Source organism: Rhizobium sp. CECT 9324, assembly GCF_918741265.1.
In the GTDB taxonomy this organism is placed as follows: Bacteria; Pseudomonadota; Alphaproteobacteria; order Rhizobiales; family Rhizobiaceae; genus Allorhizobium.
Genome location: NZ_CAKKMZ010000001.1, coordinates 3,028,587 through 3,053,704, shown reverse-complemented (window position 1 = coordinate 3,053,704; position 25,118 = coordinate 3,028,587). Strand labels below are relative to the sequence as shown.

Sequence of the window (25,118 nt, the reverse complement as noted above, 5' to 3'; positions counted from 1 at the left end):
GATTAGTCCCCCGACACTTGATTTTCTCTCATGGGATCATTCCGTTTCGGCAAGCCGGCGGCTGCGGGCATTGCAGCGGGTATGGCGATGGATTTGGGTACGGTTGCGCGGTTGAGGTCGACGAGCATCTGGTCACACCACACAAGGAAATCGGCAACCGCTGCTTCTCGACCGACCTCGTTCAATGTCTCGTGGCGCATCGTATCATAGATGCGTGTCGTCACGTTGCGCATGCCGGAACCGGACAGGCGCTTCGCCAGCCAGCGGATTTCGCGTCCCTTGTTGGTGGCCGGATCTTCGCCGCCGCCCACCAGATAGACTGGAGTGGACTTGTGCAGACGAGCGAGTTGGCGGTCGCTCACGCCGCGAAAGGTAAGCGTGAACAGATCCTGCCAGAGCGAGACGCTGGCATCGAAGCCGCAGAGCGGGTCGGCAATATAGGCATCGACCTCGGCTGGATCATGAGACAGCCAGTCGAAGGCCGTGCGATGGTTCGGGATCGCCTTGCCCCAGGCGCCGAAGGTCGCCATCGGCAGGATGAGGCTCGGGACATCGGAGCCCTTGTAGATCCGCTCCAGCTTCAGCACCCACTGGGCAATGCGTCCAGCAATTCCGGGGTTGAAATTGGAGTTCCACACCGACACCGCCTGGAAGGCATCCGGATGATCCGTTGCCGCGTTGAGAGCGATCAGGCCGCCCATCGAATGGCCGAACAGGATGACCGGCAGGCCCGGATGGCGGCTAACGGTGAGATCACGCATGGCGCGGACATCGGCGACGACCTTGGCGGCACCGTCGGTTGCGGCATAACGGCCGATCGGCGCATCCGGCGCCGCGGTTTCGCCATGGCCGCGGTGGTCATGGGCATAGATATGCAGGCCCGCTGCAGAAAGTGCTGACGCACATGCGCCATAGCGGCGCGAATGTTCGGCGAGGCCATGGCACAGGATGACAATGGCGCGCGGTGCGCCGGTTGCTGGGAGATGATGATAGGCGAGGCGGGCGCCACTCGGGGCGTCGTGAAAGTGCAGGTCTGCGAACATACGGTCCTCCGTCGCAGCGATAGAATGGCATTTTACGTGCGCGTGCAATGGAGGTTTGGGGCTTTTTCCCAACGGTGTCTTCCAGCGGAGACAGGCGCTAACGCGATGTTAAGCTGCGGGCGCAAAAGTGCTGCGCGCGACGCAATCCACCGGGACAGACGGATGAGGCAGGAGTTTCGACACATCGCGACATCTGACATCCCCGTTCCGGTACGTTGCGCGAATGGGTCTATAAGTGCTTTGTTTTGGACGGCATTTGCGACGGCAGTAGCGGTGATCGCTTTCGATCTGCTCAATGCCCACTACCGTGATGTCGACGATGTCCTGCGTACGGTGCAGATCCGCCAGCTTCTGGCGCATGGTTCCTGGTTCGATCTCACCATCTCTGGAATTGACATGCCGGGACCCTACCTGTCGCCCTGGTCGCGACTGGTCGATTTTCCCTATGTGCTATTGAGTCTTGCATTGCGGACGATGACCAGCGAAGCAAACGCGATCTGGTGGGCATTCCGGATTTGGCAGCCTTTGCTGGTCATGGTCTTTTGTGCTTTGTGGGTGCAAACTGCAGTGCGGCTTTCCGGTTCTGATCGCCTCGTTGCGCCACTTCACGTGGTTGCAGCTTTTTCGTTGATGCCGCTAACGCTGTGGGAATTCAGCCCGGGCCGCATCGATCATCATAACGTGCAAATCGTCGTGCTGATGCTGGCCTTATTCGGCATTGCGCGTTGGTCCGCAATCGGTGGTTTCCTGGCCGGTGTCGCCTGCGGCCTTTCCTTTGTCATAGGCCTTGAACTGGCTCCGGCTTTGCTCATCCTTATGATCGGACCTGGACTGGCCTGGATCGGGGGTGTCGCGGGTAGCCAAAGGGTGCAGATATTTGTTTCTGTCGGTCTTGCTGTCACCACGCTGTTGGCTGGTCTCCTTCTGCTTGGCCCTTCCCGCCTTTTTGCCACTGAGTGTGATGCATTATCGGCACCATTTGTCATGGCGTTCCTCGGGTATGCTCTCATTACTATTGTCGTCGTTGGCACGATCCGTTCGACGCATGCGTCCATTCGGTTTACAGCCCTTGCACTCCCCGCCTTTGGGCTTGCCGTCGCGTTGGCGGTGTATTTCCCGGATTGTCTTCGCGGCCCCTATCAAGGGATAGACACGCTGGTGCGCAGCCTCTGGCTGGACCGGGTGCAGCAGGAAAAGTCGTTCCTGGATTTCTATCGGGTCGGAGAACTCATCAAGATCGTTTGTCTTGGGTTGGTGGTGATCGTTGCGGTTGGAGTCCTGCCGCAGATCCGCCAGCGTTTACGGCATGGCGATGCCGCCTTCGTCATTATTTTCGCCGTCGCCGTCCTCTTAGTGATTCTTACCTTCCTGCAGACACGGTTCATCCGCTTTCCGGCAGCTTTCGTGGTGCTTTTTTTGCCGCTGGTCTGGGGTGAGGTGAAGTTCGGCGTTCGTGCAACGAGGACGATGGTCTTGTCAGGTGCCGCCGTGACGCTGGTGGGCGGAGCGATTCTGACTAGAGTGCAGCCGTTCGAGCCATTCCGGCCTATCCTTCTCGACTATCTCGCGCTCGATTTGTGCACCGACATCGATGCGTCACCATTCGAGTCAATTTCTCCCGGACGAATTGTTGCGCCAAGTTCTCTCGGGCTCTTCCTGCTCGATCGGCTGCCGCCTGGAATGACGGTGAACTCGATCCCGTTCCACCGGGCAGCGCCGGGCATGCGGCGAATGTATGATGTGTTCACCTCGACGGATGGCGAAACTCGCAGGACCGCGGCCGAACCCTTCGACTATCTGGCGGTATGCCGCTATCCGTTGGTGGCAGAGATCCCCAACGACACGATGTTCGCCGTCCTGACACGGGGTGGGGATTGGCCTGGGCTCATACCGATTTTCGATTCCGCGTCTTCGGCTCTTCGGCTCTTCAAGATCGACCATGCCCGCCTGCAATAGCGGCGAAAAAGCCCTTATGCTGTGCGTTCTTCAGCAATGCGCCGTTGCTCCAGCGCTGCAATTCGCCTACATAGCGGCAACTTCCCATTCTGCCCGGAGCAATTTTACGATGGCACGCCAGTTCATCTATCACATGTCGGGACTGAACAAGTCCTACGGCGCCAAGAAGATCCTCGAAAACGTCAACCTGTCGTTCTACCCGGACGCCAAGATCGGTATCCTCGGCCCGAACGGTGCCGGTAAGTCGACCGTGCTGCGCATCATTGCCGGCCAGGACAAGGAATATACCGGCGAAGCCTGGCTGGCCGAAGGTGCGACCGTCGGCTACCTGGAACAGGAGCCGCATCTCGACCCCACCAAGACCGCCTTCGAGAACGTCATGGTTGGTGTGGCCGACAAGACCGCCGTGCTCGAGCGCTACAACGAACTGATGATGAACTATTCCGACGAGACCGCCGACGAAGGCGCCAAGCTCCAGGACATCATCGACAGCCAGAACCTCTGGGACCTGGAACAGCAGGTCGAAATGGCGATGGAAGCCTTGCGCTGCCCACCGAAGGATTCGGATGTCACTCTCCTGTCGGGTGGTGAACGCCGCCGTATCGCGCTCTGCCGCCTGCTGCTGTCGCAGCCGGATCTGCTGCTGCTCGACGAACCGACCAACCACCTCGACGCCGAAACCATCGCTTGGCTGGAAAAACACCTGCGTGCCTATCCCGGCGCCGTGATGATGATCACCCACGATCGCTACTTCCTCGACAACGTCACCGGCTGGATCCTCGAACTCGACCGTGGCCGCGGCATTCCTTACGAAGGCAACTACTCGGCTTACCTGACGGCCAAGGCCAAGCGCATGCAGCAGGAAGCCCGTGAAGACGCCGGTCGCCAGAAGGCGATCTCGCGCGAACAGGAATGGATCGCCTCCAGCCCGAAGGCGCGCCAGGCCAAGTCGAAGGCGCGTATCAAGTCCTACGAACAGCTGGTGGATGCCGCCGAGAAGCAGCGCCCCGGCGATGCGCAGATCATCATCCCGGTCTCCGAGCGTCTCGGTCAGGTGGTCATCGAGATGGAAGGCATTACCAAGGGCTTCGAAGGTCGCACGCTGATCAACGACCTGTCGATCAAGCTGCCGCCGGGCGGCATCGTCGGAATCATCGGCCCGAACGGCGCCGGCAAGACGACTCTGTTCAAGATGATCACCGGCCAGGAAAAGCCGGATGCAGGCACTGTGCGCGTGGGCGAGACGGTGCATCTGGGTTATGTCGACCAGAGCCGCGATGCGCTGGACGGCTCGAAGACCGTCTGGGAAGAGATTTCCGGCGGTGCCGAAATCATCAAGCTCGGCAAGTTCGACATGAACAGTAGAGCCTATTGCGGCGCCTTCAATTTCAAGGGCGGCGATCAGCAGCAGAAGGTCGGCAACCTGTCGGGTGGTCAGCGCAACCGCGTGCACCTGGCCAAGATGCTGAAGGCCGGCGGCAATGTGCTGCTGCTCGACGAACCGACGAACGATCTGGACACCGAAACGCTCGGCGCACTGGAAACGGCGCTGGAAAACTTCGCCGGCTGCGCGATCATCATCAGCCACGATCGCATGTTCCTCGACCGTCTGGCGACCCATATCCTCGCCTTCGAAGGTGACGGTCATGTCGAATGGTTCGAAGGCAATTTCGAAGATTACGAGCAGGACAAGGTTCGCCGTCTCGGTGCCGACGCCCTCAACCCAGGCAGTCAGGCCTACAAGCGCCTGACGCGCTGATCGACTGACCATCCGGCGGTAGATTTTGGCCGCCCCGTTTCGACGAAAGCCCCGCTTCAATCGGCGGGGCTTTTTGCGTCTAATCCTTCGGCGCGAGTTATCGTGTACACCTCAAGGCATGAAGCCATGGCGACCGTGCCTTGAACGGCATGTTCGGCCTTCGATAATTGAAGCAGATAATGCTTGCATGGTCCGCGTGAACGACATAAACATATCTTTATATGATTATTGCATTTCGAGGTCCGGGATGAAGTTTGGAGTAGATGCTCTGGTGGAGTTGTTGAAGGCTGCGGGTGAGCCAACCCGTCTTCGCCTGCTGGCGCTGCTGTCGGCTGGCGACCTGACCGTTACCGATCTTACAGAAATTCTGGGCCAGTCGCAGCCCCGAATCTCGCGCCACCTGAAGCTTCTTGCCGAGGCCGAATTGGTGGATCGCTACCAGGAAGGCGCCTGGGCGTTTTTTCGACTGAAGCAGGAAGGTGCTGGGTCTGACCTGACACGTGTCCTGCTGGGGGCAACGCTGGAAACAGATCCGGTTCTGCAACGTGACAGGGAGCGCCTTTCTGCCGTCAAGCGTTCGCGGGCGCAACGGGCGCAGGAGTATTTCAGCCGGAATGCATCCGAATGGGATGAACTGCGTCGACTGCACGTCAATGATGCCGATGTCGAAGCGGCGTTGCTCAAGCTAGTCGGGCCAGAGCCGGTCGATGCCCTGCTTGATCTCGGCACCGGCACCGGACGAATTCTGCAACTCCTTTCCAGCCATTATCGTCGGGCAACCGGCATCGATGCGAGCCGCGACATGCTTTCGGTTGCGCGCGCCAATCTCGACAAGGGCGGTGTTCTCTCTGCCTCGGTTCGCCATGGCGACATTCTCAACCTGCCGCTTGATGCTAGCGACTATGATCTTGTGACGATCCACCAGGTGCTGCACTTTCTCGAACAGCCGGAACTGGCGCTGGCCGAGGCGGCGCGCATGCTGAAGCCGGGCGGTCGTCTAGCGATCGTCGACCTTGCGCCACACGAGCTGGAATATCTGCGCGATGAACATGCCCATGTGCGGCTTGGGTTCTCACGGCAGATCATGGCCGACTGGCTCAATCGAAACGGATTGAATGTCGAGGAAGTGGTCGATCTGCCCCCGGAGAGTGCTGCGGGCAGGGGCCTTACCGTCACCATCTGGCTTGCCCGCCGCGACGATGTCGTGGCGCCGGCCGATGTTGCTCAACCCATTTTACAGACCGGGAGCCGATAAATGTCCGAGGACCAACGAGCGATCGACACCGCTGCAGACCTGCGCATCTCGTTTGAATTCTTTCCACCGAAGTCGCCGGACATGGAAGACCAGCTCTGGTCGACGGTTGATGCCCTGGCGCCCTGGCAGCCGGATTTCGTCTCCGTCACCTATGGGGCCGGCGGGACGACACGCGAACCCACATTGAACACGGTGAAACGCCTGATCAGCAATACGCCAATGCCGACAGCGTCACACCTGACCTGTGTCGGGGCGACGCGCGAAGACGTGCGGCGCGTGGTCGAGGAATTCAGGGCTGTCGGTGTCCGGCATTTCGTCGCGCTGCGCGGTGACCCACAAGATGGCGTTGGTGCGGCCTACCAGCCGCACCCGGACGGCTTCATCAACGCCGCCGATCTTGTCGGCGGATTGCGCGAGATGGGCGATTTCGAAGTCTCTGTTTCGGCCTATCCGGAAAAACATCCGGAAAGCACGAACGAGGCCGTCGACCTGGATATGCTCAAGCGAAAGGTCGATGCCGGCGCCACACGTGCGCTGACGCAGTTCTTTTTCGACAATGACGTCTATGCGCGCTATCTCGACCGGGTGTTGGCGGCGGGGATCACCATTCCGATTGTGCCCGGCATCATGCCGATCCAGAACCTGACGCAGCTGAAGCGTTTTGCCTCGATGTGTGGCGCATCGGTTCCGGTGAGTATCGATCGTCGTTTCGAAGGAACCGATGGCAATGCCCAGGATCGGGCAGCGGTAGCGGCGGATATTGCTGCCGAGCAGATCGCCGATCTGGCGAAGCGCGGTATCCGGGATTTCCACATTTACACGATGAACCGTGCACCACTGACGATCGCGACGCTGTCGCGGCTTGGGCTGGACGGCAAATCTCGAACATTGTCCGGCGCTGCGGCCTGAAACGGCAGCTGGTATCATGTGAAAGGCGCATGACGGGGGCCGTCATGCGCCATTTTGATTTCTGAAACCATTCCTGCCTGAGTGGCCTTGGTTGGCCGCTTCATCGCTCTTGGCTCATCTCACTCCCGGTCAGATGAACAGCATGGTGGTAATGAACACAAACGCCGCACTGACGATAAGGACATTGATAGAATTAGTCAGTCCCATGTCTGCCTCCTTGTGTTTGACCGTTAGATGTTATGTCCGTTTTGTGTCATCGAAAAGCAAATTCTGTGCTGCGGTGCGATGCAAGGCAGTGGATAAAGTGTTAAAGACGGTAAAATATCGTTCAATTTCATAATGTTAAGAATTTTCAGCTGTTGTTAATGGAGTTTAACAAACGTGAGCGGGTCGGCCCCAGATTGATGCGGAGTGTTGCGTTTTCGCAACATTCAGCTGCGGCCGATTTTATCGCCGGGCGATGGTATTCGGATGATCCGGCCGTCCAGCACAAGCAGCCCGGCGCCAATCAGGGCCATCCCGACAAAGTCCAGCGGATGCAGAATTTCGCCAAGGAAAAGTGCGCCCAGCAGAATTGCGCTGGGTGGAACGAGCAGCGTCACCAGTGACGCATTGGTGGCGCCAGCGACCGCCATGATCCGGAAGAACAGGATATAGGCAAAAGCGGTCGAGAGCAGTGCCAAGGCCAGAATGGCTGCAATCGCGCTGAGCGGCGGCATGGGCAGCGACCAGGGCTGGTCGATGACAAGCGCTGCCGGCAACATCAGGATCGACGAGGCGGTCAGTTGACCCGCAGCCGTGACCGGGGCGGGCACGTCACGGAACCTTTTGCCGTAGGTGGCGGCAAAGCCGTAGGATACTGCGGCGAGAATTGGCAGAATCACGGCCCAAAGTGGCACATCCGTCTGCAGGAAGGTGCTCGGTCCGATCAATACAGCCGTGCCGGAGAGGCCCAGGATGGTGCCGGCAATCTTCGCTGGCGAAAGCTTCTCATCGGCGGTCAGCTTGTTGGCAATCAGCACGGTCCAGATCGGTGTCGTGGCATTGAGGATCGAGGCAAGGCCGGCGCCGATTTCCGTCTGGCCGAGGAAGATCAGGGTGTGCGGGATGGCATTGTTGATCAGCCCGAGCAGAATGAAGCCGCGCCAGCGTGTCCTCAGGATTTGATAGAGATTATTGCCACCGCGCAGATAAAGATGCAGGGCGAGCGCAGCAAGCGACAGGCGTAGGAATACCAGCGTAAATGGTGGCACATACGCGACGGCATAACGCGCGAAGAAGAATGAGCCGCCCCAGATGAAGCCGAGCAGGATCAGCAGGATCCAGGTTGTGGCGTTCAAGGTCAGCGGAGCGCGTTGTTGCATGGGGCACCTTTCGAATCGGAGCCCCACGCTAATCTTAGCACCTCGGCGAAACCACCCGTTTCATGAGGCCAATCGTTTAGGTCACAGCGTGTTCAGCAGGCTCGGTGTCGCCCAGCCATCGGCAGGCACACCCAGCCGCTGCTGTTCCTTCTGAATGGCGACACGGGTGCCGGATCCGAGGATGCCGTCAATCTTGCCGACGTCATGGCCGCGTGTCTGCAGCTTCGTCTGCAGTGCCTTCATCTCTTCATCGCCGAGACCCTGTTCCGGCGTCCCCTTCAGATAGGGAGGGGCACCCATCAGGCGTGTGGCGAAATAGGCGGCGGACGTCGTGTAGATGAACGACTGGTTCCATTCCAGATAGATGTTGAAGTTCGGATAGGTGAGGAACGCCGTACCCTTGCGTCCCTGGGGCAGAACCAGCGATGCAGGCAGGCTGCCGAAAGCCGTATCGCCATCGCGCGGGGTGACGCCGAGCGCGAACCATTCGCTGGCGGTCAGAGGGCCATTGAGGCCTGTCTTTTCGAAGGGCAGGCTTTCAGGGATGGTGACTTCCTGGATCCAGGGCTCGCCGCGCTTGAAGCCCAGATGCTGGATGAATTTGGCGGCCGTCAGAATGGCGTCCGGTGCGCTCTGCTTGACGTTGATGTGGCCATCGCCGTCACCGTCCACGCCGAACTCGATGATATCTTTCGGCAGCATTTGCACCTGGCCGATTTCGCCGGCCCAGGCACCGGTGTTGCTGGCCGGGTCCAGATCGCCGTGCTGGACCATTTCGATCAAAGCCAGCAACTGCGGGCGAAACAGTTCCGGCCGACGGCAATCATGCGCAAGCGTCACCAGCGCGTTGCGGGTGCTGAAATCACCCTGCACGGCACCGAAATCGGTCTCCATGGCCCAGAAGGCGGCGATGATGCCCGACGGAATACCGAACTCCTGTTCGGCACGGTCGAACACCGCCTTGTATTGCTGCAGCTTCTGGCGACCGATGTCGAGCCGGGCCTGGCTGACCGTGCGCTGCGAGAATTCAAGGAAGGTCTGTTTGAAGACGCCCTGGGAGCGATCGCGGGCCAGGACTTTTTCGTCGATGCGAGCACCGGCCAGAGCCTGCTCGGCAATATCGGCGGGGATCCCGGCAGCCACGGCTTCCGCCTTGACGCCTTGCAGGAAGGTGCCGAGATCGCCGCCGCATTCGGCCGCCATCGAAAGGCTTGTGGATGCCATGAGGAAGGCGAAGGGAAGGGCGAAGCGCGAGGCAAATGTCATCAGCTGGTCCTTAGATGGTTCTTAACGACGGTTATTAAGCCACTTTTTGACGAAAGAGAGATGGCGGCACCAGGATCGGTGCCGCCATCGTGTTATTTTTCAAGATTTCGTGGATTTGCCCGCAATCACTTTGAAACGGACGCCACCCACTTCTTCCAGTTTGCCTCCGTGCCGGCAAAGACGTTGATATCGGTTCCACCCCGGATGCCGGGAATGACGCCGGTCGATGTATATTGCCAGAAGGCCCAGCGGCGCTCCGGGTAGATCTCGTTGGGATGCTGGGCGACGGCCCGCACCCAGAAATGGTAGTCCTGGAATGCGCCTTCGAGATTGTCGCGGTGGAAGTCGACCGACGTGTAGATGATCGGCCGCTTGCCGTAATAGGCTTCGATGCGATCCATGAAGCGCTTCATCTCGCTGCGCACCGTTTCAGCATTCGGGCGAAGTTTGCAGGTCTTCGAGGTGGGATTCCATTCTACATCGAGTACAGGCGGCAGATGCATGGACTGTTTGGGTACGTTGCGGATGAACCAGTCGGCCTGTTCGTCGGCCGTCGAACAGAAATAGAAGAAGTGGTAGGGCGCGTGTGGCACGCCGGAAGCGCGCGCCTGCTGCCAGTAAGTGTTGAAGCGGGGGTCGACCATGTCCTTGCCTTCGGTCGCCTTGATGAAGGCGAAGGAAACGCCGGAGCGGCGGACCTGGTTCCAGTCGATGTCACCGTTCCATTTCGACACGTCGATGCCATGCACATTGTGGCGATGCGGCGTCTTGCCGTCGAAGTCTTGTGGGTCAGTATCCTTGAAGCGCGGCGAAATCGATGCCGTTTCCATCAGGTCATAGCTGGTGGAGGTGCAGGCTGCCAGAGACAGCGAAATCGGCAAGAGCGCCAGGAAAAGCCACCGCATGGATGTTCCATCAATTGGTATTGGAATCATGCCCCAAGAAAACGGTGCGCGCGAACGCAGGACACAAGAGGCGCGAACACCATTCTTGGTCCATCATCGTTAAAACTTGGTTATATGCAATCCGCCTTGCCAAGTTAATGCCGGCACGGTTCAGATTTTGATGATCGCGTGCCAGGCATAACCCCGGCCGATTGTCTCGAAAGTGAGGGCGGCGCCGCGGGCGGCTGTGCGCTGCTCCAGCACCTCGCGCAGGGTTTTTCGTGGCGTGACATGGAAGCGCGTCAGCCAGTTGCGCAGCAGATTGCGGAACCAGCGCGGAAGTCCCTCCTGCTGACCGAAGTCGACGATGTGCAGGGAACCGCCGGGTCTCACGGCATCGAGCGCGCAGTCGATCGCCTTCTCCCAGTCGGGGATCATCGACAGGGCGTAGGAGATCATCACCCGGTCGAAACCTTGCGTGCCGAACTGGCTGGCGTCGAATGCTGTGGCATCGGCGACGGTGAGCACAGGTTGGGTGGCGTGGGCGCGGAAATTGGCGCGTGCCGAGACCAGCATTTCCGCCGAGATGTCGAGGCCGTAGAGACGTGCCGTCGGATAGAGGCGGTGGGCGAAAAGCAGGTTGCGGCCCGTGCCGCAACCGACTTCGAGCACGGTGCCTTCACGCGGCACGTCGAGCCCGGCGATCATGCGGTCGCGGCCAAGCAGGTAGTATTTCCGCGTCAGGTCGTAGATATGGCGCTGGTAGCGATACATGCTGTCCATGCGCTCGGCATGATGCCGGTCGATGGCGCTGTCTTCGATGGCGCCGTCGGTTGCCTGTTCGCTCATGCCTGCGGCTTCTCATAGATGTGGAAGCCGCCATAGATCGCAGAGCGGTCCTGCTTGTTCAGTGCCGTGGAGCGCTCTGCCTGGTAGTGCCATTGGCTAAGCAGGCTGCCGGAGAGCTTGCCATCCAGCACGCTCTTTTCGGCGGCCGTGCGGAAGATGACGCGGGCGCCGGGGGCGGCGGTGCGGGTGATTTCAGTCCACAGTTCGTTGAGCTGGCGCTCGTTCATCCAGTCCTGGGCGTCGAGCAACACATAGCGGTCGACACTGGCGGCCGGCTTTTTTGCCAGCAACTCTGTAAAATTGGCGTGATGAACCTGGACCCGGTCGATGTGTTCGCGGATTACCGGGTAATGTTCGCGCTTCAGGTATGTCGGTAGCGTGCCTTCATCGGCATTGGGGTAGCGGCGCGCAAATGCCTGCCAGGCGAAATAATTGTCCTTCAGTGGGAAATAGCAGGCCAGCTTTTCCAGGCGGTGGCGCAGCACCGGCGCGATCGTTCCACCTTCGGAGAGGCTGGCGAGCTCGTCATATTGCTGCGGCGGTATGCCGAGGCCAAAGAGCGAGCTCTTGCGGCTGGTCAGCCAGCGGATCAGTGGCTTGTCGAACAGCGGGGCAATGCGGCTGTCGAAGAACTGGCGCTGATCGCGCAGGGACTTGGCGGCGGTGATTTCCTGAAGGCGGACGCCATGCAGGCGAGCCAGGAGATGGCCGATACCGATGAAGCGGCCCAGCAGGCCTGTGCGATAGAGGTTGCGGTTGAACACCGAGACCCGACGCCTGCCGGTGAGGCTGCGCTGGTTCCAGTAGCTTCGAGTTGCTGCATCGAGGTTGGGCGCGACATGGCGATCATACAGGCGGCTGTTGCCCGTTTCACCGGCTGTTGCGAGAAGACGGACAACGGCAGCATGATCGGGCAGATGACGATAGGCTGCAAGTTTTAGCCTGTTGAGTGCGACATGATTGGGGTTCAGATCGACGACTTCGATCGAGGCCGGCCGGCGGCTCAGATAGGCGAGCATGTTGCAGCCGCCGGAACCGATTGTCACGATCGAATGGCCCTCGGCCAGATCCATGGCGTCCATGTCGACGTCCGGGTCTTCCCAGATCTGGGCGTAGACCAGTCCGGAAAACAGCAGGCCAAACAGGCGTTCCGACAGTCCATCTTTCGAAAGGGGCTTGTGCTGGAGAAGTGCGTCCTTGAGCTTGTGGTTCTCATGAAAGCCAGCATCCGGTGCAATCTCGGTCATCTCGATCCGCCATCCGTTAGAGTTGATGGCGTGTAGCCCTGCGATGCTACAGTTTGATGACGTGGGCATGCTGATTGGATCCAGCAGCCGGGCACTTGACTTCTATCCGTTTGAATACAAACGGGAGTTTTCCAACTCTGGCTTGCTTCGCCAGCGATGATCTGCGTGAAATTTCTGGAAGAATGTCGGCGGGCGGTGCAGGCATCTTCAGCGGATGCAGGCCAGCTTGGCCATATGTCCTGATTCTACCCGGCCCTGTCGCCATGGTCCATGTGACAGTGGTTGGCGGTCGACAGTCGCGATTTGAACCCTACTGCGTCAGATGCAGCATGCCTTTGCGCTTGGCATCGTAATAATAGCCGCGAGAATACAGCCTGACCGCCTGATCGTGATCATTGTCAGCCACAAGCCACGCACCTTTGAGGTACTTCACGGCATACTTGATATTGGTCTCGGCGTCGAACAGTCCGGATGGTTGTCCGCTGTAGCCCATGGCCTTGGCAGTATTGTAGCGGATCTGCATCAGACCATAATTGCCACTGCTATACGCGCCGGGATTGTATGTGCTTTCGCGCTTGACCACACGGTGCACGAGATCCTCGGGGATCTCATAGAATTTTGCATATTTCTTGATCAGCGCGTTGAGCTTGGTGGGTCCGCCACTCATCTCTTTTTGCTCGGCTTCCTGTTCCGCAGGCGAGCTCGGCGCCGTCACGTCAAAGGGGTCGCCGAAGCTTGTCAGGGCCGTCATGCGCAAGGGAGCTGCATAGGCAAGGACAACGGGTGCAGGTGCCGGTACGGCGCCGGCTGTGGTCGTTCCCGAGGATACAGAGCTTGGGGCTGCAGCAAGTGCCTGCACGGAGGCTGCATCGGCTGAAATCGCCGACTGCTGCTGCTCGACGCCTGGAAGCGGGGTTGCCGTGGCCAAAGTCGTCAGCGCCTGCGTTGCAGCTGTTTGCGGCGCAGTGGCGGCCAGTGACGATTCCTTCAGCATCGGGATGGGGGCTGCGGTTTCGGTGCCGGGGATGATCGGGGCAGGGCCGGGATTGGCTGCTGCCAATTCGGCGGTGGTGGTGACCGCTGTTGTCGCAACTGCGGTTCCGCTGGAAATGGCTTCGGCCGCATTAGCTGCGCGCATTTCGGCGGAATTCGGCTTGGTGATCGGTGCTGAGGCCAGGTCAGCCTTCATGTTTTCATCGATCGCGGTGCATCCTGTGAGGCCCGCTAGCAAGGTAGCAGCCATGCAGATTGCAATGCCGCGGTCTGTCTTGACGATCATGCCACTATCCGTTTTCACGCTGCAGGCGACCGGTGCAGAAACAAATCACCGACCGTTAAGATTTCCATTTCTTAATCCAAGCGCGCCCCTGCGGCAAGCACTTGAGGGCAATGGGCTCTTTTGGGGCTCAGGCAGCGATCTTGCGATAGCCTGCCGTGACTGATCCTGCAGCGATCAGAACTGTGCCGTTCCCATGCTTTTTAGCCCGTCGAACTGAGCGTTTGCGGATGTATTTAAGGGCTTTTCCAGCAATCAGCGCGTAGGCGGCGGCAACCACGGTCGACAGGGCAACATATGTTGAGATCAGTGCGTAGACCTGATCTGAAATCGGGAGCGTCGCAGTCATGAATTGCGGCAGAAATGCGACAAGAATGGCGATGTTTTTCGCATCGCCCGCGGTCACCGCGAAGCAGTGCGCGACGATCTTCAGGGGCTTGTCTTGAGGAAGGTTGTCATTGTCGGCGACGGGCACCTTGCCTGCCGGTGCACGCCAAAGGTTGATCGCCATCAGCAAGAGGTAGGCGGCACCGATCCATTTTACCACAGCAAAGGCTGTGGCCGACCCAATGAGCAAAGCTGCCAAGCCCACCACGGCTGCGGTCATGGCAACCAAATGACCAAGGGCGACGCCGGTTACGGTGGCGAATGCCGTCTTGCGACCGTAGCCGAGTGCATACGATATCACCAGCAACATGGATGGCCCCGGAATGGCCAGAAGGACCACCGAGGCCGCCGCGAAGGCGAACCAGGTTTCATAGGACATAGAACTCACTCCTCCTTAGGAGAGGAAGCCAGCTTTCTCATCCCAGGTCAATTCACAGGTTGATACTTCTGGCCCAAATAATCCATCACGTCCTTGAACCATGGGGTCGAAAGATCGAAGGCCTTGCCTCCCTTGATGCGTGGGAACTCAATGGTGCGAAGCTTGCCGTCCTGGTCCTCGTCATGGCCGGTCACACCGGAGACCTTGTTCAATCCACTTTCCACGGCGAGATCGACCATGCTCTGGATCAAGCGCAGGTCCTCGGCGTTCGCCGGGGCGGATCGGGCGAAATAACCGGATTTCTGCACCATTGAACGTTCGGCATCGAGCAGCTTGGCAAATTGCTTCTGGAACCAGTTGCCGACATTGATCGTGTCGATCTTGACATGACCGAAAGCATCGCGCTTGACCTCGTCGCCAGACGCTTCGCGTTCAGCGACAATTTCATCCAGACAGGCGCCTTCCGAAACGAACAGCGTGACGAAACCGGTGCGGTCCATGATCTCCTTCAGGCGCTCCGCTTCGGCCTGCATGTCGAAATGGGTTTCCGGAAGGTAGAGGCCATCGATGTTCTTGAGCTCCTGGTTCATCATGAAGCCGTCGATATATTCGTTGTGCTTGGTGCGCTGGATATAGGCGCGGGCGGTTGCCGCGGTCAGCCAGCCGCAATGGCGGCCCATCACTTCATGAATGACGAGCGAGCGCGGTGCCGCGCTCTGTTCGTTGGAGACGTGGTCGAAGAAGCGGGCACCGACATCGGCGGCCGTCCAGGCGCCGAGCGACTGCCTGATCGGCACGACATCGTTATCGACGGTCTTGGGCAGTCCGACGACGGTCAGGTCATAGCCGTGGGCGCCGAGATAGGCTGCCAGATCGGCGGCGGTGGTGTTGGTGTCGTCGCCACCGATGGTATGCAGGATCGTGACGCCATCGTTTGCCAGGCGTTCGGCTGCGACGCGCAGCGGATTCTCGCCTTCCTTGACCAGACCGCGCTTGATGCAATCGGCGGCATTGGTCAGCTTGACGCGGCTGTTGCCGATCGGCGAGCCGCCGTAGCGATGCAGCAGGTGCGCCTTTTCGCGCATGTCCTGGTTGATCTCGATCTTGTAATCCATCAGCAAGCCGCGATAGCCGGACTTGTAGGCGATCATCTCGACGTCAGGGGCGATGTCGTTGTAGCGCTCGATCAGCCCGCCGACTGCGGACGAGAGGCAGGGGGCAAGACCACCAGCGGTCAGCATTGCGACTTTCTGTTTGGCCATCGAACCTCCTTGAGCACCGTCCGGCGGTGCCGCCATCATGACGTTTCCGGTCGAATGGATGCGACAGTCAGCGCGGGCTGTAAAGCCAAAAAATCAAGAAAAACGGGCCTTTCGGCCGAGCCAGACGACGAAGGCGACCGCCAGGGCGAATATAATCGTTTCAATTCCGATCTGCTCGCCGAGCAAGATTGTGGAAAAGGCGAGCGTGACAAAAGTCTGCATCAACTGGATCTGCGCAACCTTGGCAATGCCACCGATGGCGAGCCCTGCATTCCAGAAAATGAAGCCGGCAAACATCGAGATCAGGCCATGATAGAGCAGGGCGCCGATCGCTGCCTGATCGGGTGCGTGGATGCCATTTGCGGCCGTCAGCGCCAGCCCGACCAGCGACAGGGGCAGGGTGACCACAAGCGCCCAGGACATCACTTCCCATCCCGAGAGGGTGCGGGCGAGGCGGGCGGATAGGACATAGCCTAACGATGCCGACACGGCCGCGGCGAGAAGCCAGAGGTCGCCGAGTTCGAGGTGGAAGCCGTTCTGTCTTGCTGAAAACAGGGCGACGAGACCGGCACCGGTCAGGCCGCAGACCCAGAAGAGGGGGCTTGGTCGTTCGCCGTCGACGATCACCGCAAAAATGGACGTGAGCAGCGGCAGCAGTCCGAGAACGACGCCGCCATGGCCGGCGGGAAGGGTCTGCATGGCGATCGATGAAAAGATCGGGAAACCATAGACGAGACAGAGGCCGGCCAGAAACAGCGTCGGAAATGCGCCGGATGGCCAGCGTTTGCCGAGCGCCAGAAGTGCTATTCCGGCGGCCATCGTGGCGATCACGGCGCGTCCAAACGTGATGACTTCCGGCGAAAAGCCGGTCAGCGCAATATGCGTCATGGGCAGCGTCAGGCCGAACATCGTGACGCCGATCGCGCCGAGCCCGAGGCCAAGGGCGCCTTTGGAAATGTCTGTTTGCATGGGATCCACCGGAACTGATCGATGGCTGCTCGCATGCGCATGGTGAATAGTCCAATCAATTGCGCGAATGTAAATCGTGCCCCAGGTTCAGCTTTTCGCAACCGAACATGAATAAAGTTTAATGCCGTTCACGGGGTGTCGGGTTGCTTTTTTGCCGATATTTGGTCAAGGTCGCGACATGATTTTTGATTTCGCCTGCGAGCAGATATCTTCATTCTGGGACCGTTTGCTCGGCGCGATCGGTGATGCTGCGGGCAGCGCGCTGCACGGGATGATCGAGGCCATCCGGACCGTCTTTGAAGGCGACCCCGAAACGCGGCGTCGTGTTTCCTTCTCGGTAGCGATCATTGCGCTCTCGGCAAAGATGGCCAAAGCCGATGGCGTTGTCTCGGTTGCCGAAGTCGACGCCTTCCGCAAGATCTTCGATTTCCCGCCGGAAGAGGCGCGCAATGTTGCCCGCCTGTACAATCTGGCGCGCCAGGACGTGGCGGGTTTCGAGACCTATGCCACGAACCTCGCCAACATGTGCCGGACCTGCGATAATTTCTGCCCGGTGCTCGAGGATATCATCGATGCCCTGTTCCATATCGCGAAGGCAGACGGGCTGGTGCATGAGAGCGAAATGGCGTTTCTAGCCAGGATCTCGGAGATCTTCGCTATTCCGGAAGAGCGCTTCGCGATGATCACCGAGCGGCATATCCATCTCGATGGCGACCCGTATGGTGTGCTGGGTGTTCAGCCGTCCGATGACTTTGCCACAATCCGCAAGCGTTATCGCTCGCTGGCAGCCGAACATCATCCGGATCGCTTGCACGCACGCGGCATTCCGGCCGAATTCCATTCGGTTGCCACCCATCGCATGGCAAAATTCAATGCGGCCTATTCCGCGATCGAAAAAGAACGCCGGGCAGCATGACATCCTTTGCCGCTGAATGCCGCCTCGCAGAGGTGGTCCCATCGCCGAATTTCGGCGAACGGATCGGCGTCACCCGTCCGGATATTCTGCTGCTTCATTACACCGGCATGCCGACGGGCGAGGGGGCGCAGGCCTGGCTGTGCAATCCGGAAAGCCAGGTATCGAGCCACTACATCGTGCATGAGGACGGGCGGGTGGTGCAGATGGTGCCCGAAGATCGCCGGGCTTGGCACGCGGGTCAGAGTTCGTGGGCCGGCGAGACGGACATCAATTCGCGCTCGATCGGCATCGAGATCGCCAACGCTGGACACCCCGCCGGCCTTCCCGATTATCCCGATAGGCAGATCGAATCCCTGATCGAATTGTGTCGCGAATGCGTCCAACGGCACCAGATTGCCTCTGAAAGGGTGCTGGCACACTCCGATGTGGCGCCTGTTCGCAAGGTCGACCCGGGTGAAAATTTCCCTTGGTCGAAGCTTCATCATGCGGGTATCGGCCACTGGGTCGAGCCGGCGCCTCTCGGCGGCGGCCGGTTTTTCCAGCGCGGCGATCAGGGTCAACCCGTCGAGGCCCTCCAATCGATGCTGTCGCTCTATGGTTATGCGGTTGAAATCAATGGCGATTATTGTGCAAAGACGGAAGGCGTCGTCGCCGCGTTCCAGCGTCATTTTCGGCCCGTCAAGGTTGACGGCATCGCCGACAGTTCCACCATCGAGACGCTGCATCGACTTCTGACCAGCCTGCCGAGATTTGCCTGAAACCTTGCCCCGACATGGATCCCAAATGGCGGGTCCAAGAACGTTTGGCATGCCGATTTGTTGCAGTGCCACACGAATTCCTTATTGAGCCGGTCTAAAGAGCGGGCTGAACGGCGGCGCGGAATTCTTCGGAACCGGCCGCAAACATCAACATAAAGGCATGGTTTGGCGAGCCCATGAGGGCTCGTGACGCCGAAGGATTGCGTCCGCTCTGATATGCGCCGACGACCTGCCTTTGTAGGAGACTGACCTTTTCATGAACAGACGACTTGTTGCTGCTGCGGCATGCCTCGCTATCCTTTTGTCCCACACCCAGGCGGCGCTTGCCCGAGACGACGAAAGTCGCATCAAAATGCCTCTGAAAACAATCACCCGCGATGCCGGATTCCCGACGGCTCCCGCGTTTTCGAAAAGTCCCTATGGCGCGATCATCTCGAAATATGCCAAGCAATATGGCGTGCCGGTTGATCTGGCGCATGCAGTGGTCCGCATCGAGAGCAACTTCAATCCGAAGGCACGCGGCAGTGCCGGTGAAATCGGGCTGATGCAGATCAAGCCTGCGACCGCACGCTACATGGGCTATAGCGGCAGCAAGAAGGGGCTCTATGATCCCGAAACCAACATCCGCTACGGCATGAAATATCTGTCCATGGCGCATGATCTCGGCAATGGTGAAACCTGCAGCACAATCCTGCGCTACAATGCTGGTCATGGCGCCAAGCGCATGAACCCGGTCTCCAAGCGCTATTGCGGCAAGGTGCTTGCGCTGATTGGGACGTAACGATCTCTTGTGGCGGATGATCGCACCCGCTGGACAGAGTGTTCCGTCATGCTATCCAAAGAACGAACATGTATTGGATGGTGAGTCATGGTTGAACGCTTCAAGTCGATCGTTGTCGGGCGCGGCATGATGGGGGCTGCTGCCGGCAAGTATCTGGCGGCATCGGGTGACGGGGTGGCGATCATCGGCCCTGATGAACCGGCGAACTGGTCTACCCATCGCGGCGTGTTTGGCAGTCATTATGACGAGGCGCGGATTACCCGGACGATTGATTCCAATCCGGTCTGGGCGCGGCTCGCCAACCGTTCGATCGCCCGCTACGGCAGCATTGCCGCGGATAGCGGTGTCGACTTTTACGAGGAAGTCGGCTGCCTGATCGTCGGGCCGAAACGTGGTGGCTCTGACCCCTATATCTCCCAGGTCGAAGCCGCTGCGGCCGAGTTGGGCGTCGAGACCGAGATGCTTTCGGCTGCCGAGCTGAAAAACCGTTTCGCCTATTTCGAGTTCGGCGTCGAATGCGAAGGCGTCTTTGAGGGCCCACATGCCGGCTATGTCAATCCACGCAGGCTGGTCGAGGCGCAGAGCGTGCTGGCCGCAAGGGCTGGGGCCACGCTGATCCGCCATGCTGTGGTCTCGATCCGCGAAGAGGCGGGGCTCGCCGTGGTGACCACGGATGATGGCCGTGAATTTGCCGCCGAAAAGGTTCTGGTGGCGGCGGGCGGATTCTCCATTGCGGCGAATCTCTTGCCGCGGCCCGTTCATCTGTCGGTTTATGGCCGAACCGTTGCATTCTTCGAAATTCCAGACGGGGGTCTCTCCGCCTATGCCGGCATGCCGTCCCTGATACACCAGCCGGACGATCCGCGCGAACACATCTACCTTCTGCCGCCGGTTCGATATCCTGACGGTCGTACCTATTTGAAAATCGGCGGCGATCCTGATGATCTGCTGCTGGCAACGGAGCCGGACATTCGTGCATGGTTCCGGGGCGGTGGGCGCGAGACGACACGCGACCACCTTCAAGGGGTTATTGCGCGGCTGGTGCCGGGCCTCAAAGAGGTGCGGCCCAGCATGGCTGCCTGTGTGACTTCGTTTACCCCCGACAACTATCCGGCCATTGGCTTTGCCAGCGAGCGCATTGCCGTGTTGACCGGCGGATGCGGCGCGGCGGCAAAGAGTTCAGACGAAATTGGCCGGCTTGGGGCAGCGCTGCTGCAGCATGGCGCCATCGAGGACGATGCCTATGGGGATGTCTTTTCCCCGGTCTTCAGGGACTGATTCACCAAATGCGCCCAAGTGTCGGCTTCGCATATGTTTTTGTTGGCATTCGCTGCCTCGGTCGTTTAAGGACGCCATGCCAGTTGGCCGGGCAGCCGCGCTTTACCAATGTCGAAAGACGGTAAGGGGAGGAAAGTCCGGGCTCCACGGAAATACGGTGCCGGATAACGTCCGGCGGGGGTGACCCTAGGGAAAGTGCCACAGAGAGGAAACCGCCTCGATTGCCCGATGCCTGCATCGGGCGCTGCGAGGTAAGGGTGAAAGGGTGGGGTAAGAGCCCACCGCGTCGCTGGCAACAGGGACGGCATGGTAAACCCCACCGGGAGCAAGACCGAATAGGGATGACGCGGGTGACGCGCAAGCGCCACAACAGCCTGTTTCCGGGCCAGTCATCCGGGTGGGTTGCGAGAGGCAGCGTGCAAATGCTGTCCCAGATGAATGGCTGCCACGTTCCGGGTAACCGGAGCCATACAGAACCCGGCTTACAGGCCAACTGGCAAATTCTCTCCCCCCGCCTTTGGGCGGGTATGGGAGACAAGCGCGAAAATCAGCCAAGCTGCTGAAATCCCCGAGTTAAAACTAGTATTGCCGAAATCGGTGACATCGCGCGCTGTGCCGAGAAAGCGTTGTCTTGCCAGTGTTTTCTAACCTTTCGTTAAGCTTAACAGCCTATCAATATTGAATCCTGAAAGGGGTTTCGCCAGTCCGTTCCCATTGACGCCCATAGTGTCCCATGGTATCCCAAATGCATGCCGTTACAGGGGTTGATTTTACCCCGAGAGCCCGGAGTTCAGGCAGGCAGTCCCACAATGCGGATGGGCTGTGTGTCGGGTCGTCAGCGGCTGGCGTAACGAGTTTCCGGAAGCCGATCAGTGGCTTCCGATCGAGGGGGGGGTCGGTCGATTGTGATGAACCGCTTCCTGTCCAATGCGACAAACAGGATCGATGCGAAGGGGCGGGTCTCCGTTCCTGCGGCTTTTCGCGCCGTTCTCGCGGAGCGCGAGATTCAGGAGCTTTATTGTCTTCAGGATTTCGTCTATCCGGCAATCAATATCGGAGGCCCCGATTTGCTGGAGCGATACGAGCGAAAGGTGGCGGCGGAAGATCCTTTCGCTTTGGAGTCGAACGAGATGTCGCTGCTGTTGCATGGTGGTGGTGTCTTCATGCGTCTCGATGCGGAGGGGCGACTGATGGTGACGGAGTTCATCCGGGATTTTACGGGAATTTCCTCGGAAGTCTGCTTCGTCGGTCGATCGGATCATTTTCAAGTGTGGCAGCCGCAGGCGTTTCACGAGGCGCAGGCGAAGGCCAGGGAGGTTGTCAGGCAGCGAGGCCTGAGAACCTAGAAAGACGGGGAAACGGAATGGCGGCGAATCTTGGCGAGGGAGAACCTGATGCCAATGGCGGACCGGTTCGCCACATTCCGGTTCTTCTTCCGGAAGTTCTGGCGGCGCTCGAGGCGCAGCCGGGCAAGCTTATCCTGGATGGAACCTTCGGTGCCGGCGGCTATACCTCGGCCATACTGGCGGCGGGTGCCAATGTTGTCGCGCTCGATCGCGATCCGAATGCGATTGTGGCGGGCCAGGCTCTGGTCGAGGCCAGCGGTGGTCGTCTGTCACTGCAGCACACACAGTTTTCACAGCTTTCCGAACATGCGCCGACCGAGGGTCTGGACGGCATCGTGCTCGATATCGGGGTCTCCTCGATGCAGATCGACGAGGCCGATCGCGGCTTTTCGTTCCAGCGCAATGGTCCGCTGGACATGCGCATGTCGTCCTCGGGTGTTTCGGCAGCCGACGTTGTCAATCGCGCAAAGCTGACCGACCTCATTCGCATCTTCGGATTTCTCGGTGAGGAAAAGCACGCTGGCCGCATTGCGCGCGCCATCGAGAAGCGCCGTGCAACCGAGCCTTTCCGGACGACTCGTGAGCTGGCCAACCTGATCGAGACGGTCAATCCGCGCAAAGCCAAGGACAAGATCCATCCGGCGACCCGCGTGTTCCAGGCGTTGCGGATTTTCGTCAACGACGAGTTGGGCGAATTGGCGCAGGCACTGTTCGCAGCCGAACGTTCCCTGAAGCCGGGCGGTCGACTGGTCGTCGTGACGTTCCATTCGCTGGAAGACCGTATCGTGAAGAAGTTCTTTTCCGAGCGTTCGGGCAAGGCGTCAGGTTCGCGCCACCTTCCTATGGTCGAAGCACGTCCAGCGACCTTCGAGCCTGTTGGCAAAGGCATGGTTGCTGCAACCGAAGCGGAGGCGGATATCAATCCGCGCGCCCGCTCAGCCAAGCTTCGTGCCGGGATCCGGACAAAGGCGCCAGCAGAACGCGCCGACATGTCGATCTTCGATCTGCCGGACCTCGCCACTCTCGACAAGATCGGAGGCTAACAATGCTCAGAACGTTCGACCTCATTCTGGTCGGATCGATGCTGGCGGCGGCGGCTGTCACCTATCAGATCAAGCACCACACCGATAACAAGGCGGCAGAGGTGCGCAGGCTCGAGGCCGAGATCAAGCTTGAGCAGGACACGATCGAACTGCTCCGAGCCGATCGGGCGCTGTTGACGCAGCCAAACCGGCTGGAACGATTGGTCAAATCCTATTCGGCGGAGCTGAAGCTTGAGCCGACAGCGCCCGAGCAACTGGCGCGTCCGGTAGAGCTGCCGATGCCAAGAGATCAGCTGCCAAAGCCGGAAGTCGCAGAGGGCGAAACGCCGTCTGATCCGGTCAAGGACCTGATCACGACGGGATCTGTGGAACCAATGGAATCGGTGGACGACTGATGACCTTTCTTTCGCGAATCATGCTGTTGAAGAGCCGGGCGCATTTCTCCACGGATGTGCAGCGCAGCGGCACGGTCATCAATGGTGCAACCTTTAAAGGTACCGGCAAGCGCAAGACGGAAATGGCACGCACCCGCGTCGGCATCATGATCGCCGGCTTTTGTTTCGCCTATGCGATCATCGGTGGTCGGCTTGTCCAGTATGGGTATGCGCAGCCGGAAACGGTATCCAGCATTCTGCCCGCCGATCGACTGATGGCATCGCGCCCCGACATTCTTGATCGCAATGGCGAGGTTCTGGCGACCGACATTCGTACCGTCTCGCTGTTTGCCGAGCCGCATAAGATTGTCGATCCGGACGAGGCGGTCGAAAGGCTCGCAACCGTTCTCCGTGACCTCGACATCAAGGGGACCTACAAGAAGCTTTCCTCGAATTCCCGGTTCCAGTGGTTGCGTCGCCAGTTGACGCCGAAGCAGCAGAGCCAGATCCTGGCGCTCGGCATTCCGGGCATCGGTTTTCGTCCGGAAAAACGTCGCTTCTATCCGGGCGGCTCGACCGCCTCGCATATTGTCGGCTACGTCAATATCGACAATCGCGGTATGACCGGGATGGAGAAGTATATCGACAACCAGGGCATGGCAGACCTGCGCGCGCTCGGCATGACAAGCGATATGCCGCTTGAACCGGTCAAGCTGTCGATGGACATCCGCGTGCAGAACATCGTGCGCGACGTGCTTGTTTCCTATGTCGATAAGTTCAAGGCGCTCGGCGCCGGCGGCGTTGTTCTCGATGCTCATACCGGTGAAGTGTTGGCCATGGCCTCGCTACCCGACTACGATCCGAACAATCCCGCTGGTTCCGAGGAGGGCTGGCTCAGCCGCATGTCGAACGGTACGTTCGAGATGGGCTCGACGTTCAAGTCATTCACCATTGCGATGGGGCTGGATTCCGGCAAAGTGTCGCTGAAGGACAGCTTTGATGCGCGCTATCCGATCCGGATCGGCGGTTTCACCATCAAGGATTTCCACGGCAAGAATCGCGTTCTGACGGTGCCGGAAATCTTCCAGTATTCCTCCAATATCGGTACTGCCAAGGTTGCCGATCTCGTTGGTACCGATGGGCACAGGGAATTCCTGACTCGCCTGGGGCTGCTCACCAAGATGCAGACGGAACTTCCGGAAGTGGCAATGCCATCGCAGCCGCGTGAGTGGAAGAAGATCAACTCGATCACCATCTCGTTCGGACATGGTGTATCGACAACGCCGTTGCAGACGGCGGTGGCGGGTGTCGCACTGGTGAATGGCGGCAAGCTGATCGAGCCGACATTCCTGCCGCGCACGCGCGAGCAGGCCGATCTGGTCGCCACACAGGTGATCAAGCCGTCGACCAGCGACGACATGCGCTTTCTGTTCGAATGGAATGGGGTCAAGGGCTCCGGCCGCAATGCGCGCGTCGAGGGATTCGACGTTGGGGGCAAGACCGGCACGGCCGACAAGGTGGTCAACGGTCGTTATGTCGGCGACAAAAACTTCAACGCCTTCCTGGCGGCGTTCCCGATCGACAATCCGCGCTATGTCGTGCTGACATTTATCGACGAGCCGAAGACGGACAAAGGAAACGGCGCCGCACTGGCCGGTAACACCGCCGCGCCGATGGTTGCCGATATCATCCGCAGAAGCGCCGCAATTCTTGGTGTAGAACCGAAATTCGGAGAAGACGGCTCGGCCTTGCTCGTCTCTTATTAAATGGATCGAATATTAACGGGGCGATTCGGAATGATTTGCCCCGAGAGGATG

General features: G+C 59.4%; 22 protein-coding genes and 1 other RNA gene. 13 read left to right on the top strand and 10 right to left on the bottom strand.

Going from position 1 to position 25,118, the window contains the following annotated elements; all coding sequences use genetic code 11:
- Window positions 1-2 precede the first annotated feature (2 nt).
- Window positions 3-1,043 carry an alpha/beta hydrolase gene (locus LQ231_RS14875; RefSeq protein ID WP_230171895.1) on the bottom strand — a complete coding sequence of 347 codons (1,041 nt, stop codon included), beginning with the start codon at window positions 1,041-1,043 and terminating at the stop codon, window positions 3-5.
- 162 nt (window positions 1,044-1,205) lie between these two features.
- Here LQ231_RS14875 and LQ231_RS14870 point away from each other — a divergent pair, with 162 nt between their 5' ends.
- The 4 genes from LQ231_RS14870 to metF all read left to right on the top strand — a co-directional run bounded on the left by LQ231_RS14870 (window position 1,206) and on the right by metF (window position 6,922).
- On the top strand, window positions 1,206-2,999 hold the full coding sequence (locus LQ231_RS14870) for a hypothetical protein (RefSeq protein WP_230171894.1): 1,794 nt from the start codon (window positions 1,206-1,208) through the stop codon (window positions 2,997-2,999).
- Window positions 3,000-3,108: 109 nt separating this feature from the next.
- Complete coding sequence (ettA, locus tag LQ231_RS14865) at window positions 3,109-4,758, top strand: energy-dependent translational throttle protein EttA (RefSeq protein ID WP_230171893.1); 1,650 nt, start codon at window positions 3,109-3,111, stop codon at window positions 4,756-4,758.
- Between the two features lie 247 nt (window positions 4,759-5,005).
- Window positions 5,006-6,013 (top strand): metalloregulator ArsR/SmtB family transcription factor, encoded by a 1,008-nt coding sequence (locus LQ231_RS14860; RefSeq protein ID WP_230171892.1) that lies wholly within the window; start codon window positions 5,006-5,008, stop codon window positions 6,011-6,013.
- Window positions 6,014-6,922: a methylenetetrahydrofolate reductase [NAD(P)H] gene (metF, locus tag LQ231_RS14855; protein ID WP_230171891.1), complete on the top strand. Its 909-nt coding sequence runs from the start codon at window positions 6,014-6,016 to the stop codon at window positions 6,920-6,922.
- A 431-nt stretch (window positions 6,923-7,353) separates the two neighbouring features.
- On the opposite strand, the gene LQ231_RS14850 is transcribed toward metF, so the two are convergent.
- From LQ231_RS14850 to LQ231_RS14810, 9 genes are all read right to left on the bottom strand, one after another.
- Entirely contained in the window at window positions 7,354-8,286 is a 933-nt protein-coding gene (locus LQ231_RS14850) for a DMT family transporter (RefSeq protein ID WP_230171890.1), read from the bottom strand.
- Window positions 8,287-8,367: 81 nt separating this feature from the next.
- Window positions 8,368-9,510 (bottom strand): lytic murein transglycosylase, encoded by a 1,143-nt coding sequence (locus LQ231_RS14845; protein ID WP_230173376.1) that lies wholly within the window; start codon window positions 9,508-9,510, stop codon window positions 8,368-8,370.
- Between the two features lie 167 nt (window positions 9,511-9,677).
- Entirely contained in the window at window positions 9,678-10,457 is a 780-nt protein-coding gene (locus LQ231_RS14840) for a glycoside hydrolase family 25 protein (protein WP_230171889.1), read from the bottom strand.
- Window positions 10,458-10,607: 150 nt separating this feature from the next.
- Window positions 10,608-11,285 (bottom strand): class I SAM-dependent methyltransferase, encoded by a 678-nt coding sequence (locus LQ231_RS14835; RefSeq protein WP_230171888.1) that lies wholly within the window; start codon window positions 11,283-11,285, stop codon window positions 10,608-10,610.
- The gene (locus LQ231_RS14830) at window positions 11,282-12,532 is read right to left on the bottom strand and encodes a DUF3419 family protein (RefSeq protein WP_230171887.1); all 1,251 of its coding nucleotides are present in this window, start codon (window positions 12,530-12,532) and stop codon (window positions 11,282-11,284) included. The genes LQ231_RS14835 and LQ231_RS14830 overlap by 4 nt, the downstream gene beginning before the upstream one ends.
- Before the next feature lie 310 nt (window positions 12,533-12,842).
- Window positions 12,843-13,811: a lytic transglycosylase domain-containing protein gene (locus LQ231_RS14825; protein ID WP_230171886.1), complete on the bottom strand. Its 969-nt coding sequence runs from the start codon at window positions 13,809-13,811 to the stop codon at window positions 12,843-12,845.
- A 127-nt stretch (window positions 13,812-13,938) separates the two neighbouring features.
- Window positions 13,939-14,574, bottom strand: a complete 636-nt coding sequence (locus LQ231_RS14820; RefSeq protein ID WP_230171885.1) for a LysE family translocator — start codon at window positions 14,572-14,574, stop codon at window positions 13,939-13,941.
- Between the two features lie 47 nt (window positions 14,575-14,621).
- Window positions 14,622-15,836: a pyrophosphate--fructose-6-phosphate 1-phosphotransferase gene (locus tag LQ231_RS14815; RefSeq protein WP_230171884.1), complete on the bottom strand. Its 1,215-nt coding sequence runs from the start codon at window positions 15,834-15,836 to the stop codon at window positions 14,622-14,624.
- A gap of 93 nt (window positions 15,837-15,929) precedes the next feature.
- Window positions 15,930-16,805: a DMT family transporter gene (locus LQ231_RS14810; RefSeq protein WP_113141753.1), complete on the bottom strand. Its 876-nt coding sequence runs from the start codon at window positions 16,803-16,805 to the stop codon at window positions 15,930-15,932.
- A 178-nt stretch (window positions 16,806-16,983) separates the two neighbouring features.
- On the opposite strand from LQ231_RS14810, the gene LQ231_RS14805 reads away from it, so the two are divergent.
- The 9 genes from LQ231_RS14805 (at window position 16,984) to LQ231_RS14765 (ending at window position 25,067) form a co-directional block, all read left to right on the top strand.
- A complete protein-coding gene (locus LQ231_RS14805; RefSeq protein ID WP_113142492.1) occupies window positions 16,984-17,721 on the top strand; it encodes a DnaJ family molecular chaperone in 738 nt (245 codons plus the stop codon).
- Window positions 17,718-18,479: an N-acetylmuramoyl-L-alanine amidase gene (locus LQ231_RS14800; protein ID WP_230171883.1), complete on the top strand. Its 762-nt coding sequence runs from the start codon at window positions 17,718-17,720 to the stop codon at window positions 18,477-18,479. Before LQ231_RS14805 ends, LQ231_RS14800 begins: the two co-directional genes overlap by 4 nt.
- A 256-nt stretch (window positions 18,480-18,735) precedes the next feature.
- Window positions 18,736-19,260, top strand: a complete 525-nt coding sequence (locus tag LQ231_RS14795; protein WP_113141751.1) for a lytic transglycosylase domain-containing protein — start codon at window positions 18,736-18,738, stop codon at window positions 19,258-19,260.
- 87 nt (window positions 19,261-19,347) lie between these two features.
- Window positions 19,348-20,538 carry an FAD-dependent oxidoreductase gene (locus LQ231_RS14790; RefSeq protein ID WP_230171882.1) on the top strand — a complete coding sequence of 397 codons (1,191 nt, stop codon included), beginning with the start codon at window positions 19,348-19,350 and terminating at the stop codon, window positions 20,536-20,538.
- 79 nt (window positions 20,539-20,617) lie between these two features.
- Window positions 20,618-21,039, top strand: an RNA gene (gene rnpB, locus LQ231_RS14785) — RNase P RNA component class A.
- Between the two features lie 407 nt (window positions 21,040-21,446).
- Entirely contained in the window at window positions 21,447-21,884 is a 438-nt protein-coding gene (gene mraZ, locus LQ231_RS14780; protein ID WP_230171881.1) for a division/cell wall cluster transcriptional repressor MraZ, read from the top strand.
- A gap of 17 nt (window positions 21,885-21,901) precedes the next feature.
- A complete protein-coding gene (rsmH, locus tag LQ231_RS14775; protein WP_230171880.1) occupies window positions 21,902-22,927 on the top strand; it encodes a 16S rRNA (cytosine(1402)-N(4))-methyltransferase RsmH in 1,026 nt (341 codons plus the stop codon).
- 2 nt (window positions 22,928-22,929) lie between these two features.
- Window positions 22,930-23,322, top strand: coding sequence for a hypothetical protein (locus LQ231_RS14770; RefSeq protein ID WP_113141747.1), 393 nt, complete (start codon window positions 22,930-22,932; stop codon window positions 23,320-23,322).
- Window positions 23,322-25,067, top strand: coding sequence for a penicillin-binding protein 2 (locus LQ231_RS14765; RefSeq protein ID WP_113141746.1), 1,746 nt, complete (start codon window positions 23,322-23,324; stop codon window positions 25,065-25,067). The genes LQ231_RS14770 and LQ231_RS14765 overlap by 1 nt, the downstream gene beginning before the upstream one ends.
- Window positions 25,068-25,118 lie beyond the last annotated feature (51 nt).

What these genes read in the sequence shown, in the direction of transcription:
- ettA (WP_230171893.1), top strand. Translation starts at nt 3,109, where the DNA reads ATGGCACGCCAGTTCATCTATCACATGTCGGGACTGAACAAGTCCTAC.
- LQ231_RS14845 (WP_230173376.1), bottom strand. Translation starts at nt 9,510, where the DNA reads ATGGCATCCACAAGCCTTTCGATGGCGGCCGAATGCGGCGGCGATCTC.
- LQ231_RS14805 (WP_113142492.1), top strand. Translation starts at nt 16,984, where the DNA reads ATGATTTTTGATTTCGCCTGCGAGCAGATATCTTCATTCTGGGACCGT.
- metF (WP_230171891.1), top strand. Translation starts at nt 6,014, where the DNA reads ATGTCCGAGGACCAACGAGCGATCGACACCGCTGCAGACCTGCGCATC.
- LQ231_RS14800 (WP_230171883.1), top strand. Translation starts at nt 17,718, where the DNA reads ATGACATCCTTTGCCGCTGAATGCCGCCTCGCAGAGGTGGTCCCATCG.
- LQ231_RS14840 (WP_230171889.1), bottom strand. Translation starts at nt 10,457, where the DNA reads ATGCGGTGGCTTTTCCTGGCGCTCTTGCCGATTTCGCTGTCTCTGGCA.
- LQ231_RS14765 (WP_113141746.1), top strand. Translation starts at nt 23,322, where the DNA reads ATGACCTTTCTTTCGCGAATCATGCTGTTGAAGAGCCGGGCGCATTTC.
- LQ231_RS14825 (WP_230171886.1), bottom strand. Translation starts at nt 13,811, where the DNA reads ATGATCGTCAAGACAGACCGCGGCATTGCAATCTGCATGGCTGCTACC.
- LQ231_RS14795 (WP_113141751.1), top strand. Translation starts at nt 18,736, where the DNA reads ATGAACAGACGACTTGTTGCTGCTGCGGCATGCCTCGCTATCCTTTTG.
- LQ231_RS14850 (WP_230171890.1), bottom strand. Translation starts at nt 8,286, where the DNA reads ATGCAACAACGCGCTCCGCTGACCTTGAACGCCACAACCTGGATCCTG.
- LQ231_RS14815 (WP_230171884.1), bottom strand. Translation starts at nt 15,836, where the DNA reads ATGGCCAAACAGAAAGTCGCAATGCTGACCGCTGGTGGTCTTGCCCCC.
- mraZ (WP_230171881.1), top strand. Translation starts at nt 21,447, where the DNA reads ATGAACCGCTTCCTGTCCAATGCGACAAACAGGATCGATGCGAAGGGG.
- LQ231_RS14810 (WP_113141753.1), bottom strand. Translation starts at nt 16,805, where the DNA reads ATGCAAACAGACATTTCCAAAGGCGCCCTTGGCCTCGGGCTCGGCGCG.
- LQ231_RS14875 (WP_230171895.1), bottom strand. Translation starts at nt 1,043, where the DNA reads ATGTTCGCAGACCTGCACTTTCACGACGCCCCGAGTGGCGCCCGCCTC.
- LQ231_RS14830 (WP_230171887.1), bottom strand. Translation starts at nt 12,532, where the DNA reads ATGACCGAGATTGCACCGGATGCTGGCTTTCATGAGAACCACAAGCTC.
- LQ231_RS14870 (WP_230171894.1), top strand. Translation starts at nt 1,206, where the DNA reads ATGAGGCAGGAGTTTCGACACATCGCGACATCTGACATCCCCGTTCCG.
- LQ231_RS14860 (WP_230171892.1), top strand. Translation starts at nt 5,006, where the DNA reads ATGAAGTTTGGAGTAGATGCTCTGGTGGAGTTGTTGAAGGCTGCGGGT.
- LQ231_RS14770 (WP_113141747.1), top strand. Translation starts at nt 22,930, where the DNA reads ATGCTCAGAACGTTCGACCTCATTCTGGTCGGATCGATGCTGGCGGCG.
- LQ231_RS14820 (WP_230171885.1), bottom strand. Translation starts at nt 14,574, where the DNA reads ATGTCCTATGAAACCTGGTTCGCCTTCGCGGCGGCCTCGGTGGTCCTT.
- rsmH (WP_230171880.1), top strand. Translation starts at nt 21,902, where the DNA reads ATGGCGGCGAATCTTGGCGAGGGAGAACCTGATGCCAATGGCGGACCG.
- LQ231_RS14790 (WP_230171882.1), top strand. Translation starts at nt 19,348, where the DNA reads ATGGTTGAACGCTTCAAGTCGATCGTTGTCGGGCGCGGCATGATGGGG.
- LQ231_RS14835 (WP_230171888.1), bottom strand. Translation starts at nt 11,285, where the DNA reads ATGAGCGAACAGGCAACCGACGGCGCCATCGAAGACAGCGCCATCGAC.